Annotated in this window: 16 protein-coding genes and 1 pseudogene; 13 read left to right on the plus strand and 4 right to left on the minus strand. The window is 69.3% G+C overall.

Annotated elements, in window-relative coordinates; genetic code table 11:
- A partial coding sequence (locus tag ACWDA7_RS30550; RefSeq protein WP_450608193.1) for an integrase core domain-containing protein occupies positions 1-315 on the plus strand: 315 nt, incomplete at its 5' end.
- 163 nt (positions 316-478) lie between these two features.
- Here ACWDA7_RS30550 and ACWDA7_RS30555 read toward each other — a convergent pair.
- Together ACWDA7_RS30555 and ACWDA7_RS30560 are read right to left on the minus strand one after the other, a co-directional pair.
- Positions 479-823, minus strand: coding sequence for a hypothetical protein (locus ACWDA7_RS30555; RefSeq protein WP_450608195.1), 345 nt, complete (start codon positions 821-823; stop codon positions 479-481).
- Positions 824-932: 109 nt separating this feature from the next.
- On the minus strand, positions 933-1,967 hold the full coding sequence (locus ACWDA7_RS30560) for a hypothetical protein (protein WP_450608197.1): 1,035 nt from the start codon (positions 1,965-1,967) through the stop codon (positions 933-935).
- 153 nt (positions 1,968-2,120) lie between these two features.
- On the opposite strand from ACWDA7_RS30560, the gene ACWDA7_RS30565 reads away from it, so the two are divergent.
- The 5 genes from ACWDA7_RS30565 (at position 2,121) to ACWDA7_RS30585 (ending at position 10,223) form a co-directional block, all read left to right on the plus strand.
- Entirely contained in the window at positions 2,121-4,049 is a 1,929-nt protein-coding gene (locus ACWDA7_RS30565; RefSeq protein WP_450608199.1) for a hypothetical protein, read from the plus strand.
- Positions 4,050-4,379: 330 nt separating this feature from the next.
- The gene (locus ACWDA7_RS30570) at positions 4,380-5,324 is read left to right on the plus strand and encodes an ABC transporter ATP-binding protein (protein ID WP_450608201.1); all 945 of its coding nucleotides are present in this window, start codon (positions 4,380-4,382) and stop codon (positions 5,322-5,324) included.
- Complete coding sequence (locus tag ACWDA7_RS30575; protein WP_450608203.1) at positions 5,321-6,673, plus strand: ABC transporter permease; 1,353 nt, start codon at positions 5,321-5,323, stop codon at positions 6,671-6,673. The genes ACWDA7_RS30570 and ACWDA7_RS30575 overlap by 4 nt, the downstream gene beginning before the upstream one ends.
- Positions 6,674-6,677: 4 nt before the next feature.
- A complete protein-coding gene (locus tag ACWDA7_RS30580; protein WP_450608205.1) occupies positions 6,678-9,434 on the plus strand; it encodes an alkaline phosphatase family protein in 2,757 nt (918 codons plus the stop codon).
- A 321-nt stretch (positions 9,435-9,755) separates the two neighbouring features.
- Entirely contained in the window at positions 9,756-10,223 is a 468-nt protein-coding gene (locus ACWDA7_RS30585) for a hypothetical protein (protein ID WP_450608207.1), read from the plus strand.
- Between the two features lie 3 nt (positions 10,224-10,226).
- On the opposite strand, the gene ACWDA7_RS30590 is transcribed toward ACWDA7_RS30585, so the two are convergent.
- Complete coding sequence (locus ACWDA7_RS30590; protein WP_450608209.1) at positions 10,227-10,673, minus strand: hypothetical protein; 447 nt, start codon at positions 10,671-10,673, stop codon at positions 10,227-10,229.
- Positions 10,674-10,760: 87 nt separating this feature from the next.
- Between ACWDA7_RS30590 and ACWDA7_RS30595 the strand changes: the two genes are divergently transcribed.
- The 7 genes and pseudogenes from ACWDA7_RS30595 to ACWDA7_RS30625 all read left to right on the plus strand — a co-directional run bounded on the left by ACWDA7_RS30595 (position 10,761) and on the right by ACWDA7_RS30625 (position 14,568).
- Complete coding sequence (locus tag ACWDA7_RS30595) at positions 10,761-11,456, plus strand: hypothetical protein (protein WP_450608210.1); 696 nt, start codon at positions 10,761-10,763, stop codon at positions 11,454-11,456.
- A 119-nt stretch (positions 11,457-11,575) separates the two neighbouring features.
- Positions 11,576-11,986, plus strand: coding sequence for a head decoration protein (locus ACWDA7_RS30600; RefSeq protein ID WP_450608212.1), 411 nt, complete (start codon positions 11,576-11,578; stop codon positions 11,984-11,986).
- 12 nt (positions 11,987-11,998) lie between these two features.
- Positions 11,999-12,421: pseudogene (locus ACWDA7_RS30605) on the plus strand (major capsid protein); the annotation flags it as partial.
- A 64-nt stretch (positions 12,422-12,485) separates the two neighbouring features.
- Positions 12,486-13,049 (plus strand): major capsid protein, encoded by a 564-nt coding sequence (locus ACWDA7_RS30610; RefSeq protein ID WP_450608214.1) that lies wholly within the window; start codon positions 12,486-12,488, stop codon positions 13,047-13,049.
- A 1-nt stretch (position 13,050) separates the two neighbouring features.
- Positions 13,051-13,344: a hypothetical protein gene (locus tag ACWDA7_RS30615; protein ID WP_450608216.1), complete on the plus strand. Its 294-nt coding sequence runs from the start codon at positions 13,051-13,053 to the stop codon at positions 13,342-13,344.
- Positions 13,345-13,423: 79 nt separating this feature from the next.
- Entirely contained in the window at positions 13,424-13,756 is a 333-nt protein-coding gene (locus ACWDA7_RS30620; protein ID WP_450608218.1) for a hypothetical protein, read from the plus strand.
- The gene (locus tag ACWDA7_RS30625; RefSeq protein ID WP_450608220.1) at positions 13,747-14,568 is read left to right on the plus strand and encodes a hypothetical protein; all 822 of its coding nucleotides are present in this window, start codon (positions 13,747-13,749) and stop codon (positions 14,566-14,568) included. Before ACWDA7_RS30620 ends, ACWDA7_RS30625 begins: the two co-directional genes overlap by 10 nt.
- A gap of 63 nt (positions 14,569-14,631) precedes the next feature.
- Here ACWDA7_RS30625 and ACWDA7_RS30630 read toward each other — a convergent pair whose 3' ends face one another.
- Entirely contained in the window at positions 14,632-14,958 is a 327-nt protein-coding gene (locus tag ACWDA7_RS30630) for a hypothetical protein (protein ID WP_450608222.1), read from the minus strand.
- Positions 14,959-15,058: the final 100 nt, after the last annotated feature.

The following is a 15,058-nucleotide window of genomic DNA, read 5'->3' on the forward strand; positions in this document are numbered from 1 at the left end:
GGTTCGGAATATACGAGTGAGGCGTACAACAGCCTGTGTGACCGCCTGGGCGTGGTGCAGTCCATGGGGCGCGTGGGCTCGGCCCTGGACAACGCGGCCGCGGAATCGTTCCACAGCGTGCTCAAGGTCGAGTACGTCCACCGGCATCGCTTCGCCACCCGAGCCGAGGCACGGCTGAAGATCGCGACCTGGATCGCGGACTTCTTCAACACACGCCGCCGACACAGCGCGGCCGGCGGACTACCTCCGGTGGAGTTCGAACGAACCATCACCGAAGCCCGGTCACGCTCGCACCAGAAGGACCGAGCAGCATAGGGAAGTCCTCCACGTTTCGAGGGGATTGACAGCGGGGCCCTCGGCCCGTATGAGCGTGTCGGTGAGTTGCCTGCACGTCACGCTCAGCGTCCTACCGGATCCTGCCCCGGCCGGGGACGGAGCCCGAAGATTGATCACAACGTCAAGCAGGCCCTAGCAGCGGCTACAGGTACTTGCACCCGTAGGCGTGCCGCTTCAGGCCCCGCTGTATCGCCTCCCGCTCGGTCATCGAAAGGTACTTGTCGTTGACGTAGCCGCACGGCGATTCGCTGGAGTGGTAGCAGTCAGGATCAGGGCCCGGCGGGACCAGCACAGTGCGACGGCGGGCCTTGATCGCTCGCTCTGCTTCCTCGGTACGAGTCCGCAATTCACCTCTGAACCTGTTCTCAACGAGTTGGATCTCGCCTCGGAGTTTGCGTAGTTGTTCCTCGCGCTCCTCGTTCAGCTCCTCGTACAACCGCGCGCGCTCGGCGTTCAGTTCCATGGCTTCCCGCGGGGTCAGTTCCATGGCTTCCCCAATCACTGTGCTGCATGGACGCGCACCAGCCTGGCACGTGCCTGACCTGTACTTGGGTTGCCCTCCGCAGATTCCTAACTCGGGGCGAGCCGCACTTCGTTCACGAGATGTGCGACAGCCCCTCCGGCACCTCGCCGGGGCCGCTGTTGGCGCAGTCGCCGGTGCCGAGCGTGTTGGCGATGCCGTAGGCGGTCTTCATGTCGCCGTTGAGGTGGTCGATCGCCTTGTTCGTGGTGGTGATCGCGGTGGCGATGTGCGACTTCGCCGTGGTGATGGCCGCGCTGGCACCGGCAAGCGGGGGCTGCCCGGCAACGGTGAGGGCTGCCTGCGCGTCCTGAAGGGCGGTGATCTGGTCCCGCAGGCCCTTGATCCCCTGCTGCTCCTGATCGACGTCGTAGCTGGCCGTGGAAGTGACGTCGTAGCCGACGACGTTCTCTGCGTCGTAGCCGACGACGTTCTCCACGTTGTAGCAGTCATCGCCGTTTCCGCCCTTGGCGTCCTCACGCAACTGGGCCAGGTCCTTGTCGGCGGTCTCGACGTCGGCGCGCACCGACTTGGCGTTGCTGAAGCCGCTGTTGGAACCCTGGAGAGTCTCAAGCGCGTCCTGCGCCGCGCTTTGGTTCGCCGCCCGCGTACTGGCCTGGGCGCTCGCCTCCACCACCGCCTGGTCCTGCCCCCGCGCGGTCTGCTCGGCCGCGGAGTCCTCCCGCCAGCCGGCTTGCAGCAAGTCGCTGCACACGCTCTGCCCGAATATCTGGCTGCCGGTGTCGCGGACGACGACCACGACGCCGTTCTTCTGCACGGCGCATACCGCGGGTACGAGCCCCTGCACGGCGACGGCCTGCGTCGTCCAGAAGCTGCCACCGCCGGACAGGGACGAGGCCAGGCTGCTGCACTGGCCCGCCGGATCGGATCCCCCGCTGCGCACCTCGGCACGTGCGGCATGCCCGTACAGGTAGATCTCGCACGCGCCCGCACCCGCGCCCGCCGCCGGCGGCGGCGCGCTGCTCGCGGCTGATGTCGGCGAGGAGACCGAGCGGACGACAGGCGCAGCAGCAGGTGTCTGGGACGACGTGCAGGCGGTGAGCAACGCGCCGGAACCGACCATGACCGCAGCGGCGACGCCTGTTCTCATCGAGTGTTCTCCTTGCGAAGGACCTGTGAACCGGGTGTGTTGGAGTTGTACTCTCCCAAAGCCGCTGGCTCGTCAAGGCCGAAGGGGCGCATTGCCGTCCCGCGTATCCTGGTCGGCGCGGGCGCGGGGCCTTGCACGCCTGGAGGGGCACCCGTGAGGCACCTGCGTGAACTGCTCATCGACGCCTGGTCGTGGCTGAACTACAAGCAGGCCATGGCCGATCCGACCCGGCCAGGCCACCACGCGTTCCCCGAGCTGAACAACTCGTGGGTGCCCGCCGAGGACCTGCGCCGCCTGGCCGCCTACAAGTTCCTCGCCGCCTACGACTCCAACCAGGCCGGCCAGCTCGCCGCCGTCACCGGCGACCACCACGGCGTGGAGCGCCGTGAGTTGGGCGACCCGTCCAAGCTCATCGACACCACCCTCGGCCACCTGCTGGGCGCGGAGCAGACCATCGTGGTGCCGGGCGCCGACCACGCCGAGCAGGACAAGCCGACCGCCGAAGACCGGGCCGCCGCCGACCTGCAGGACAAGCTGCGCGCGTGGGCAGGCAAGGAGCTGCTGGCGCTGCGGATCCAGCAGGCCGAGCGGTGCGCGGTGCGCTGCGGGGATGGCGTCTACACGCTGGCGTGGGAGCCGTCCAAGCGGCGGGTGCTGCTGCGCACCTACGACCCCGGGTTCTACTTCCCGGAGTGGGACGAGGGCGAGCAGGACTCCGCCGAATACCCGTCGCGTGTGCACTTCGCGTGGGAGCTGGCCGCCGACCCTGTACGCGGGCTGAAGGCGCGGGTGCGGCGCATCACGTACGAGCTCGGCCCGATCGGGCCGGCCACCTCGCCGGGCAGCATCGACGGGCGTGCCATCCGTGAGCAGGTGGTCGGCGCGGACGGCGACCCGGTGCTGACGGTCGGCGACACCCGCGACCCGGTCACCGGCACGGTGACCCGCACCTACCTGTGGGCGCCAGGCAGGCCCTCGTCGACCACGTGCTACCTCACGGATGCCGAATGGCTGCTGGAGGACCTGGGCCGCGCCCACAATGTGTTCTCCCTGCCGCTGGACAAGGCCGCCTTCCGGGTGCGCTCTGATGGGGAGGTCCTGGACCGCCTGGACCTGATGTGTGACTTCATCCCCGTGGTGCACGTCCCGAACACGATCCCCGACGTCGGCGAGCACTGGGGCAAGTCCAGCCTGGCGACGGTGCTGCAGCTGCTGGACGAGCTGGCCGCCACTGACACCGACAGCGCCTCCGCCTCGGCGACGACGGGCACGCCGATCGTGGCGCTGGCCGGGGCCCGTCTGCCTATCGACCGCTCCACCGGGCAGCCCCTGCCGGTACGTGTGGAGGCGGGCACGGTGTGGCAGCTGTCCGACTCGGGGCGCATGGACACCCTGGACACCTCGGCGCAGCTGGCCGAGCTCCGCCAGCGCATCAACCACCTGCTGGACCGGCTCGCTGCGAACACCCGGCTGACCGCGGCCGGGCTCGGCAGCCTCGACCCGGCCAAGCTGCCCAACGGGTACTCGCTGCAGGTCGCGTTGGGCCCGCTAGACTCCCTGGTCGGAGCACTGCGCCTGGCCCGCAACCACAAGTACCAGCTGCTGCTGCGCATGGTGCAGCGCCTGCACCAGGCCGGGCAGGAGTGGCCCGCCGGCGAATCGCTGCCCGCACGCCTGGTGTTCGGCGCGCACACCCCCACCGACCGCACCACCGTCCTCAACGACGCCACCTCCGGCTACGAGGCAGGCGTGTTCTCCCTGGAGACCGCGGTGCGCATGCTGCAAGAAGCCGGATACCCGATCGAGGACATCGCCGAGGAGATCGAACGCATCCAGAAGCGTGCCTTCGACCAGGCCGCCCGGCTCGCCGACGCCACCGGCGACAACAATGCCGTCCGCGAATACCTGGGCCTGCCCGAAGCCGACCCCGTGCAGAAGGTGCCGCTCGTGGAGCCAGGCCAGCCCGGCACACAGGATCAGCCGCCTACCAGCCCGCACCCGGCGCAGCCCCAGCCACCCACCCAGCTGCCTCCGCCCGGATCGACCGGGGCAGTCGGCGCCAGTGGGCCCGGCCCTCGTTGATGCCTGCGCGCAGAACTGTTCCAGCAGCGATGCGTTCAGGCGTGCCCAAGTCTCGCTCGATGCCGGCTGCTCATTACGTGCGGACTGGCTGACGTCTTGTCGTGAGGGCGAGTCACCGGCCGGCGATGTTCGCGGTCGCAGGTGTCTGATGGCCCAATGACCGCTGTGATCCGGCCAGCGAAAACGTGCTCGTCGAAGTCTCGATGGCTATCGGCGGGGCGTCGGAGCGGCGGATGCCGGACCTCTCTCATTCCATGATCGTTCATCCGGCTGTCCTGCCTGCGTTGAGTGCCGACCTTAAGTTTTCGAAGGTTTTGGAAGAAGGCACTCATGGACACACTCCTCGCAGTCCGGGCTCGCGGGATCACCAAATGTTTCGGCGACGTCGTCGCACTCGACGGCATCGATCTGGATGTGACGCAGGGGCAGATTCACGGCTTGGTCGGACCGAACGGCGCCGGCAAGACGACATTGCTCGGCCTCCTGCTGGGTCTGGCCGTGGCCGACAGCGGCCGCCTCGAGATGCTGGGAAAGCCGGTCGGACGGTCGCTCGCCGCTCCGGACGGTGTCGCCGGCTTCGTGGACGGGCCCGGTCTGTACCCCTCGCTCACCGCGAGGCAGAACCTCGCCGCGCTGGCCGCTCTGCGCGGCGGAGACGCGCGGTCCGCCGGGATCGACGACGTGCTCGACCAGGTAGGACTCTCCGATGTCGCCGACGACCGGGTGCGCGGCTTCTCCCTCGGCATGCGGCAGCGGCTCGGACTCGCCGCCGCCCTGCTCACCAAGCCCCGGCTGCTCGTGCTCGACGAACCGTCCAACGGCCTCGACCCGGTCGGCAAGAAACACGTACACGGTGTCCTCACCCGGCTCGCGGCGGACGGAACCAGCGTCGTGCTCTCGAGCCACCGTATGGACGACCTGGAGGCACTGTGCTCCGAGGTCACCATCCTCGCCACCGGACGACTCGTCTTCTCCGGCCCGTTGAGCAAGCTGGCCGCCGAGAACCGTGAACTCGACTACCGGCTGCTGACCTCCGACCCGCAGGCCGCCCGCCGACTGGCCATCGACACGGCGGGGATTCGTGTCGTCGACGATCCCGGGGCTCGGCACGACGCCGCCGAGGTGCTTGTCGTGCGCGCGTTGGTGCCTGCCCTCGACGAACTGGTGGTGCGGCTCGTGCGCGCGGGCATCGCGGTGCGCGAGCTCGCACCCGTGGTGTCGCCGCTCGAAGCCGCGTTCCTTGCCCTCACCGAACAGCAGGAGGCCAGCCGATGACCGCGACCGTCGACAACGTTGTCTCTACCCTCCGCGTCTCGGTGCCGCGCGTCTACCGCTTCGAATTGGTCAAGTTGGTCTCGCAATGGCGGATCCGCTTGCTGGTCCTCGCCTGCTGGATCGCGCCGGGGCTCTTCGTGGCCGCGGTGAGCCAGCAGAGCACGCTGCCCACCGACACCCTCTTCGGCCGCTGGATGCACGCCACGGGGTGGGCCGGACCGCTGGTGATGCTCGGCTTCGCGGGCACCTGGGCGCTGCCGCTGCTGACCTCGGTGGTCGCGGGTGACGTGTTCGCCTCCGAGGACCGGCTCGGCACCTGGCGACACCTGCTGGTTGCAATCCGGTCGCCCAGGCGGATCTTCGCGGCGAAGGCACTGGCCAGCGTCACTGTCATCGGGCTGCTCGTGGCCGGGCTGGCCTGTTCCAGCGTGGTCGGCGGGTTCGTGGCGGTCGGCGACCAGCCGCTGGTCGGCCTCGACGGCCACCTGCTGACGCAGGCGGACGCCGCCGGCAAGGTCCTGCTTGCCTGGGTCTGCGTACTCGCCCCGACCCTGGCCCTCGCCGCGATCGGACTGCTCGGGTCCGTCCTGCTGGGGCGGTCCCCGATGGGACTGCTGCTGCCCGTGCTCGTCGCGCTCGCGATGCAGCTCGCCCAGATGCTGCCGCTGCCCGTGGCCGTACGTCTCGCCCTGCCCAGTTACGTCTTCATCGCCTGGAACGGTCTGTTCACCAGCCCAGCACAGGTTGGGCCGCTGCTGATCGGCATCGTGGTCAGTCTGGTGTGGGCCGTGCTCGCGACAGCACTGGCGTACCTGCTTTTCCTTCGGCGCGACTTCACCAACCTGGCCTATGACGGTTCGGGGCGCCGCGCGATCACTACGGGACTCCTGCCGCTGGTCGGACTGGCCGCCCTCACCGTCGCGGTGGTCGCCGGGGCGACTCCGTCCATGGGTTCCGGAATCGAGCAGGACAAGGTGCAGCGGTCGGTCGCCACGGCATTCGCCCACCTCTACCGGATGCAGACCCAGCAGCTCCACCGCCCCGCCGTCACCGAAGCCCAGTTGAAGGCCACGGCTGCGTGCGCCAAGGGCAGCGTCACAGCCGGTGCCGCTGGGGCGGGCAACGACTGGCGCTGCGTCGTCTCCTGGCATCTCCCCGACGTCGAGCCCGTGGGGACGGCCATCTACCAGCTCGACATCACCGCAGACGGGCGGTTCGTGGCCGACGGCGACGGACCGAAGGAAGTGAACGGCTACTTCCTGGTGCGCACCCCGACCGGGGACGCGCCGAACCCGCTGTGGCAGTTCGACGGCAACGTCGAACTGCTCTCCACCACCTCGAAGGGCTAATTCCATGCAGGTAACACGGCAGCGTCGGATAAGCGAGAAGGCACAGTTCAGCCTTTTCGGTAGACGCGTCGGCCGCCGGACCTCTCTGGCGACGGCGGCGGGCATCGCTGTCGCCCTCGCCGTCACGGGCACCGCTGTCGCCCAGACGCACCAGTTCGGCACCGACCAGGTCGGCCAGACCACCGACCAGGGCCAGGTCGTCTCCGCCGACCAGTACATCAGCCCGTTCGGCGAGCGCCTCGTCATCAACCAGGGCAAGATCATGTCGTCCTCGGTCAGCCCGGACGGCACTCACGTCGCGGCCTCGATCACCGACGGTGGAATGGCGCTCGCCATCGTGGACCTGAAGAACTGGCAGGTCCAGCAGCTCGTCGGCAATAACGCGGCGGCGGACCTGCGCATCAAGGGCAACGACGTGGGCCAGGAAGGCCCCACGTACTCGCCCGACGGTTCGCAGCTGTGGCTGGGCCAGACCGACGGCTACACCAAGTTCACCGTGAACCCGGACGGCAGCCTCGCCAACCCGAAGACCGTCAAGATCGCGGCGATGGGCTCCAAGCACGCGTTGGTGGGTCAGCCGGTGTTCTCGGCCGACGGCTCCACCGTGTACTCCGCGGTCAACGGCCAGAACCGGGTGGTCGCCATCAACGCGGCGACCGGGGCCATCCAGCAGAGCTGGGCCGTCGGCAACGCCCCGCGCGGCATGGTCAAGGTCGGCAGCAAGCTGTACGTCAGCAACGAGGGCGGCCGTCCGGCGCAGCCCGGCGACACCACCATCAACTCGTACGGTACCCAGGTGCCGGCCGACCCGAAGACCGGTGCCACCACCACCGGAACGGTCAGCGTCATCGACCTGGCGAACCCGGCTGCCGCCGCCGCGAGCATCGACGTCGGTCTGCACCCGACCGCCCTGTACGCCAAGAACGGGGCGGTGTTCGTCACCAACACCGCCAGCAACGACGTGTCGGTCATCGACACCGCCAGTGACAAGGTCGTGCAGACCATCGCCACCCAGCCGTGGCCGGAGGCGTCGGTGGGCTACGAGCTCAACGCGGTGACGCTTTCCGACGACGGTCGCCTGCTGGTGACGCTCGGCCGCGCCAACGCGGTCGCCGTGTACCGGTACACGTCTGCCCAGGAGCCGGTCAGCTACGTCGGCCTGCTCCCGACGGACTACTTCCCGGCGGAGATCGCCACCGTCGGCAACGAGGTGGTCGTCTCCAACACCCGTGGTATCGACGCCCGCCGCCCCACCATCAAGGCCGGGCACGGCACCCATGACACGACGTCGAGCCTGCAGCACTTCACGCTGCCGAGCGACGATGTCATCAAGTCCGAGACCGGCAAGGTCTTCAGCCAGAACGGCTGGCACGGCGGCTCGGTCACGCTGACCGATGGCGCGGAGGACGCCAAGCCGGTACCGGTCCCGCTGAAGCTCGGCGCCCCCTCGACGATCAAGCACGTCTTCATGATCGTCAAGGAGAACCGGACCTACGACCAGGTCTACGGTGACATGCCGCAGGGCAACGGCGATGCGTCGCTGACCCAGTTCGGCGAGAACGTGACGCCGAACCAGCACGCGCTGGCCCAGCAGTTCGGGCTGTACGACAACACGTACGACATCGGCACGAACTCCGCCGAGGGCCACAACTGGCTGATGCAGGCCGACAACCCCGAGTACACCGAGTCCTCGGCCGGCGAGTACGAGCGCAGCTACGACACCGAGGACGACGCTCTCGGCCACCAGAAGTCCGGCTTCCTCTGGAGCGGTGCGCAGGCCGCTGGGAATTCCGTGAAGGACTACGGCGAGTTCCAGTCGTCCGAGAGCAAGCCAGCCGGGGCGAGCTGGCAGAACCTGTACTGCGACGCCAAGACCATGGACGCGACCGGGCAGAAGACCGCTTACCCCATTAACGTGGGCTCGGCGATCCCGTCGCTCAACGACGTGTCGGTGCCCGGCTTCCCCAAGTTCGACACCAGTGTGCCGGACATCTACAAGGAGCAGATCTGGAAGCAGGACTTCGAGCAGAACGGTCCGGCGAACCTGAACATGCTCTGGCTGTCCAACGACCACACCGGTGGCTCGGCGGGCCCGGCCGCTCAGGTCGCGGACAACGACCTCGCCGTCGGCAGGATCGTTGACGAGATCTCGCACAGCGAGTACTGGAAGGACTCGGCGATCTTCGTCGTCGAGGACGACTCCCAGGCCGGTCTCGACCACGTCGACGGCCACCGTGCCCCGATCCAGATCATCAGCCCCTGGGCCCAGCACGGCACGGTCGACAGCCACTACTACTCGCAGATCACGATGATCCGCACCATCGAGCAGATCCTCGGGATCCATCCGATGAACCAGAAGGACAGCGCGGCCAGCCCGATGCGTGGGGCGTTCACCCAGCACGCGGACTACACACCGTTCACCGCGCTGCCCAACCGGACCTCGCTGACTGACGGTGTGAAGACCGCGCCGTCCTGCGGCCTGGACACCCCTGCTCCGCAGGACCCCAATGCGGCGGCCGTGCCGTCCGCGAAGGTGCCGGCCGACAAGGAGGCGCTCGCGGACAAGTGGGAGGACTGGAAGTCGCAGCAGCGGCTCACCGGCCCCAACGCGGTTCCTGACTACGCGAACCCCGCGCAGATGAACCACCTCACGTGGTACCAGACGCACGAGTGGACGAAGCCGTACCCCGGCGAGACCGAGGTCTTCGCGCCGAACGACGTGCCGGGCGCCTACATCCCGTCGTCGGAGAACGACGGCTGACGTAGGCGAATAACAGCAAGGGGCTCCTGGCCGGCGTCACCGCTGACCAGGAGCCTCATACATCCCCTGTGAGTGTGAATGGGTATTTTCTTCCACCTCCAACCTCAACCGTCGCCCAGTCTTCGTAGCCGCTCTAGCCTGGCTCCCTGAGGCGCACGGCCCCGATGACGTCTTCGGCGGGACCGGACGCGCGGCCTGCGGCGGCCTTGGTCGCCGCAGGGATGTCAGTGGCATCGTGTTGACTGACGGCAGTGGGAACCAATGCCTTTGTCGACAGTGTCTGGCCCTTAGCTTCGGAACAAGTCCCAGCTGCTGCTGCGTATGGTGCAGCGCCTGCACCAGGCCGGGCAGGAGTGGCCCGCTGGCGAGTCGCTGCCCGCACGCCTGGTGTTCGGCGCGCACACCCCCACCGACCGCACCACCGTCCTGGCCGACGTCACCTCCGGGTACGCGGCGGGCGTGTTCTCCCTGGAGACCGCCGTCCGGATGCTGCAGGAAGCCGGATACCCCATCGAGGACGTAGCCGAGGAGATCGAACGCATCCAGAAGCGGGCCTTCGACCAGGCCGCCCGCCTCGCGGACGCGACCGGCGACAACAGCGCGGTGCGCGAATACTTGGGCCTGCCCGAAGCCGACCCGACGCCGACTGTGCCCCTCGTCCAGCCCGGCCAGGTGCCGCAGCCGGGGCCGCCGACCAGCCCGCCCGCGCAGAAGCCGATGCCGCCCACCTCGCTGCAGCCGCCCGGCGCGACCGGGTTCATCGGCGAGGCAGGTCCTGGCCCGCGCTGACCGTCAGGGCAGCTGTGCCCGGAACTCGTCGTAGACCGCCCGGCAGTCCCGCGCCATGCGCTGGATCTGCTCGGCGGTCACCGGTTCGATGTCGGCCAGGTCAGGGGTGCGCTTCGTGCTCAGGTGCATGACGTGGCGGCTGGCCAGCATCCACGCATCGTTCAGCCGGTCGATCGCGGCGGTGTCCTGGCTCGTGAAGCCGGGCACGAAGTCAGGGGCCCGCCAGTCCTTGGGGTCGAGGCCCTTCGTCAGGAACTCGGCCACGAGCCGCACGTTGACGAAGAACGACTCGATGCACGCCACCCGGAGCACGCCGTCCAGCCCGTGCCCGTAGGGGAGTAGCGGCACGAGCTGTTCGATCTGGTCGACAGCGGAGTGCACGAAGTCCAAGGCCCGGCGTTCGGGCGTGAGTGCGTTCTCCCACGATGGGATCGGCGAGTCAGTGGCCATGGCCGCAGCATAGGTAGTAGCCGCCTGCGCGGGGGTGGCTACACTGATCGACGGCGCGGGGGCGCTGCTGCAAAGGACTGGATCCGCATGGACAGGCTGCTGCCCCACCCCCGTACCCCGGTCGGCTACCGGCGTGACGGCCGCCCCATCTTCCCGATCCTGGGCGCGGACCCCACCGACCCGTCCAACCAGCAGCAGCCCCCGGCACCGGGCATCGACCCGGCCGTACAGCCGGCGCAGGTCCCGGACCAGGAGGCCCTGAACCGGCTGCTGGCCCGCGAGAAGCAGCAGGGCGAACGCGCAGCGATCCGCCGCCTCGTCGAGACGCTCGGCTTCACCAAGACCGACGACCTGACGTCGTTCGTGCAGCAGCAGCGTGACGCGCAGGCCGCGCAGCTCTCCGAGGTCGAGCGCCGCGAGCAGGCCGCCGCCGAAGCCACCGCCGCAGCAGCCGCACGTGAGGCGCAGGCCGTAGCCCGTGAGCGGGCCGCGGTACGCCGCGCCGTCCTCGTCGGCCTCGGCGCCACCGGCGCTGACCTGAAGGATGCGGAGCTGCTGCTGGTCGTCGACGACGACGCCGACGAGGACACGGTCACCGAGGCCGCGCAGGCGCTGAAGACGCGCAGGCCCGAGCTGTTCGCGCAGGCCGCCGCTGTGGTGCCCGCTGCCGCCCCTGGTGGGTCCCCTGCGGGCGGGCCGCCGCCGCGCGGAGCGAACGTGCCCAAGCCCGGCCAGCACGGCGCCGACATGGCCCGCCAGCGCGGCTTCCTGACGGGCTCCTGAACTTCCCACCGGCGGGTTAAGGCCGGACCTGTGGGGACCACGCCCCCTCTCGTGGACGACGCCACCACCAGGTGAGCGGACGAACCGCCCCACTCGTCTGATCGTCCACGGGAGGACTCATGACCGTTCAGCCGGTCACTACCACCCAGAACCTGACGGCCGACCGTTCCTGGCTTGCCAGCCTGCATGGCACCAGCGAGGTCGACACGATCACCCTCGACATGTCCACGTTCGTGTCCGGCACCCACTACGTGCCGTCCACCGACACGGCCATCCCCTACAGCCGGTTCCTGTCCGGCATCCCCGTCGGCAAGATCACCGCTTCTGGCCTGTACGGGCTCTACAACACCGGCGCCGCCGACGGCCGCCAGACCCTGGCCGGGTTCGTGTTCGCGGAGGTGCTGTTCGCGCCGGCGCAGACGAAGGTCCCGGCCGCCCTGCTGTGGCACGGCTCGGTGAAGACGGCGAAGCTGCCGATCGTCGTCGCCCCTGTCGCCCCGTCCGCCAGCTGCCAGATCCGGTTCGTGTAAGGAGCCCCGACGATGTCTGTTCAGGACCTGATCAAGGACGTCACCACGGCGGACCTGACCACGTTCGCCCGCTACATCCCCACCCCCGCCGACTTCCTGCTCACCCAGACCGTGTTCGCCAAGGTGTCGGTACAGGACGTCATGTGGCGGATCAAGAACACCGGCCGCTACGTGAACGCCGCGAAGTACCGGGCGTTCGACGCCTCCGTGCCGTTCTCGGACCGGCAGGCGTGGCAGACGTCCACGCAGGGCATGCTGCCCTCCCTCGGCCAGAAGCTCCTGGTCGGCGAGGTCGAGCTGCTGCTGCAGGAGGCCTCCCGAGGCCAGGACGCGTCCCGCCTGGAGCAGCTGCTGTACGACGACGTGGAACGGCACGTCGAGGCCATCAACTCCCGTCTGGAGCTGGCCGCCGGCGACGTCCTCACCGACGGCAAGTTCTCCCTCGCCGGGGAGAACGGGCTGACCCTCGACGTCGACTTCGGTGTGCCCGGCGGCGAACATGCCGACCGCGGCGAAGCTGTGGTCCGACCCGACCGCCGACGCCATCGCCGACGAGCTGAGCTGGCTGACCTACCTCGACTCGATCAGCGCGCCCCAGCCCGAGATGGTCGTCACCTCGCGGCGCGTCTACTCCTACCTGGCGGGCAACAACGCCTACCGGGCCGCCTACTACGGCAGCGTGAACCCGTCGACCACGCCGACCGCGTCGCTCACCCCGCAGCAGATCAACGTGGTCCGCGACAACTACGGCCTGCCGCCGATCACCCTGTACCGGGCGCAGGTCCGCGTGGACGGCGTGTCCACGAAGTGCCTGCCCGACGACCGGTGGGTGATGCTGCCCCCGGACCGCTCCAAGTGGGGGCAGACCCTGTACGGCACCACGGCGGAGTCGCTGGTGCTGTCGCGGGGCGGCAACCTGCAGATCACCCGCGAGGACGCCCCGGGCCTGATCATCACCCGTGGCGGCAAGGACGACCCGGTGCAGATCTGGACCAAGGGCGCGGCCGTGGCCATGCCCGTCCTCTACTCGCCGGACTGCCACATCACTGCGAAGGTGCTGTGACATGGGGCGGCGACTGACGGCAGCGGTGCACGTGCGGCACCCCAAGAGCAACGAGTTGCTGATCCTGCAGCCCGGTGACGAGCCGGACGAGGACCTGGCCGAGGCCATCACCAACCCGGCCGCGTGGGAGCCGGACGAGGACGCCGAGGACGACGGCGAGCAGGGCGAGACGCCCGCCAGCGACACCAACCCTGGCCCGACCCCGGATCCCACGCCCGAGCCCACGCCGACGCCCGAGGCCGAGCCCGACGCGAAGCCCCGGACCCGGACCCGCAAGCAGGCCGACGAGAAGTAGGCCCAGCCAAGACCCGGCCCGGCACCCCTATGTGGCGGGGGTGCCGGGCCGCCTCTCTACCCCTGGAAGGACACCGCTCGTGGACCCTGCTGTCCTGGCCTGGCTCCTGGCGCAGCTCGGCCCCACCACCGACCAAGGCGACCTGCAGACCCGTTACGACCGGCTCGGCTCCGCGAGGGCTGTCGCCCTGGAAGTGCTGTCGGAGCGGCGCGCCAAGCTCCTCGCGGATCCGCTGCAGCTGACCGTCAACGGGGTCGTCACCATGGACCAGTCCAACAACCTCACCGGCCTGGAACGGCAGATCGCCTCGGTGGAGGCCGCGACCGCACCCGATGATGTGGCCGGCGGAGACACCCTCGTCATCACCCCACTGGAGTCTGCGCACCGCCGACGCCACCACTGGTGGCGGTAGTGGCCCAGGAGTTCCCGCCGCTGACCCCAGGTGATGCGGCCACCGTGGCGGCGCGGGTCGCCGCGGTGCTCGAGGATGCATGGCAGCGCCTCGCCGACGAGCAGGCGGCCGTGCTCGCGGCGATCGGTGACAACGGCCGCTCCCGGATGGTGGCCGACCGGCTGGCCCAGTTCCAGGCCGCCATCGTCGACTTCCAGCAGCGCGTGGACGCGGAGGCGCGGGCGTTCGTGGCCCGGCAACTGCCCCACCTGTACGAGGAGGGCGCCCGGGCGGCAGCGGAGGCGGTCGGCGGGCACTTCTCGTGGACGCTCATCCACACCGAGGCCCTGCAGTCGCTGGCCTCCGACTCGTACGCCGACTTCCTGCGCCGTTCGGAGGAGGAGCAGCGCATGGCGGCCGCGTTCTACCGGGCGGTGCGGGACGCCGCACGCCGCGAGGTGCCGCTGCTGGCCGCGGGGCACGCCACGGCCCTGCAGGCGGCGAAGGCGTTGGCGGACCGGCTGGCCGCCGAACACCAGCTCACGTACGTCATCTACCGCAACGGGGCGCGGATGCCGGTGCAGGCGTGGGCGGAGTCGGCGACCCTCGCCAAGAGTGCGGTCGCCTACAACGCGGGCACCCTCAACCGGGCCCGGGAGGCGGGTGTGCAGTGGATGGAGGTGTTCGACGGCGCGGGCTGCGGCTGGACCAGCCATAAGGACCCCGACAAGGCGGGCGGGACGCTGCGCACGGTCGAGGACGCGGCGGCTTGGCCGATCTCACACCCGCGGTGCACCAGGGCCTTCGGGCCGCGTCCCGACGCGTTGCTGTAGGCAGTGGGCTTCCGGCCGGGCGGGCTCTACTGGAAGTGCAGGGCTCCCGGCCTTCCCCCCCAACTACGCCGCAACGCCGCCGTGGCCAGAGCAGGCCCCTTGCTTGCCGATCGAGTCTGACAGCCAACCGTCATTGCAGCGTCCAGGGGTGGGCGTCTCGTCGAGCTCCGCGAGCTCCTCGGGCTCGTCGGACTCGTCGGACTCGATGTCCTCGGTGATGTCCTGCCCGTTGGCGTACTTGATGACCGCGACGGTCACGACGAAAGCCGCGACGCCGACGCCGATGATGGCCATCTTGTGCTTCTTGTACAGGCCCTTCACAGTCTCGGCGAAGGACGTGGGCTCGCCAGGCTCGTCGGGGGACTCGGTGGAACCGATCTGCTTGGTCATAGCGACACCTTTCCGGATTCTTCGGGCCAGTGTGTAGCACTGGCAGGTGCGGCGTATGGGAAAGCCGCCATCGGCCGGTCAGTCGCGGGTGGCGCCCTCG

The sequence above is a fragment of the Streptomyces sp. NPDC001156 genome (genome assembly GCF_053598275.1).

Coding starts and splice junctions, on each gene's coding strand:
- ACWDA7_RS30555 (WP_450608195.1), bottom strand. CDS start 823: ATGGAACTGACCCCGCGGGAAGCCATGGAACTGAACGCCGAGCGCGCG.
- ACWDA7_RS30560 (WP_450608197.1), bottom strand. CDS start 1,967: ATGAGAACAGGCGTCGCCGCTGCGGTCATGGTCGGTTCCGGCGCGTTG.
- ACWDA7_RS30570 (WP_450608201.1), top strand. CDS start 4,380: ATGGACACACTCCTCGCAGTCCGGGCTCGCGGGATCACCAAATGTTTC.
- ACWDA7_RS30575 (WP_450608203.1), top strand. CDS start 5,321: ATGACCGCGACCGTCGACAACGTTGTCTCTACCCTCCGCGTCTCGGTG.
- ACWDA7_RS30580 (WP_450608205.1), top strand. CDS start 6,678: ATGCAGGTAACACGGCAGCGTCGGATAAGCGAGAAGGCACAGTTCAGC.
- ACWDA7_RS30585 (WP_450608207.1), top strand. CDS start 9,756: ATGGTGCAGCGCCTGCACCAGGCCGGGCAGGAGTGGCCCGCTGGCGAG.
- ACWDA7_RS30590 (WP_450608209.1), bottom strand. CDS start 10,673: ATGGCCACTGACTCGCCGATCCCATCGTGGGAGAACGCACTCACGCCC.
- ACWDA7_RS30595 (WP_450608210.1), top strand. CDS start 10,761: ATGGACAGGCTGCTGCCCCACCCCCGTACCCCGGTCGGCTACCGGCGT.
- ACWDA7_RS30600 (WP_450608212.1), top strand. CDS start 11,576: ATGACCGTTCAGCCGGTCACTACCACCCAGAACCTGACGGCCGACCGT.
- ACWDA7_RS30610 (WP_450608214.1), top strand. CDS start 12,486: ATGCCGACCGCGGCGAAGCTGTGGTCCGACCCGACCGCCGACGCCATC.
- ACWDA7_RS30615 (WP_450608216.1), top strand. CDS start 13,051: ATGGGGCGGCGACTGACGGCAGCGGTGCACGTGCGGCACCCCAAGAGC.
- ACWDA7_RS30630 (WP_450608222.1), bottom strand. CDS start 14,958: ATGACCAAGCAGATCGGTTCCACCGAGTCCCCCGACGAGCCTGGCGAG.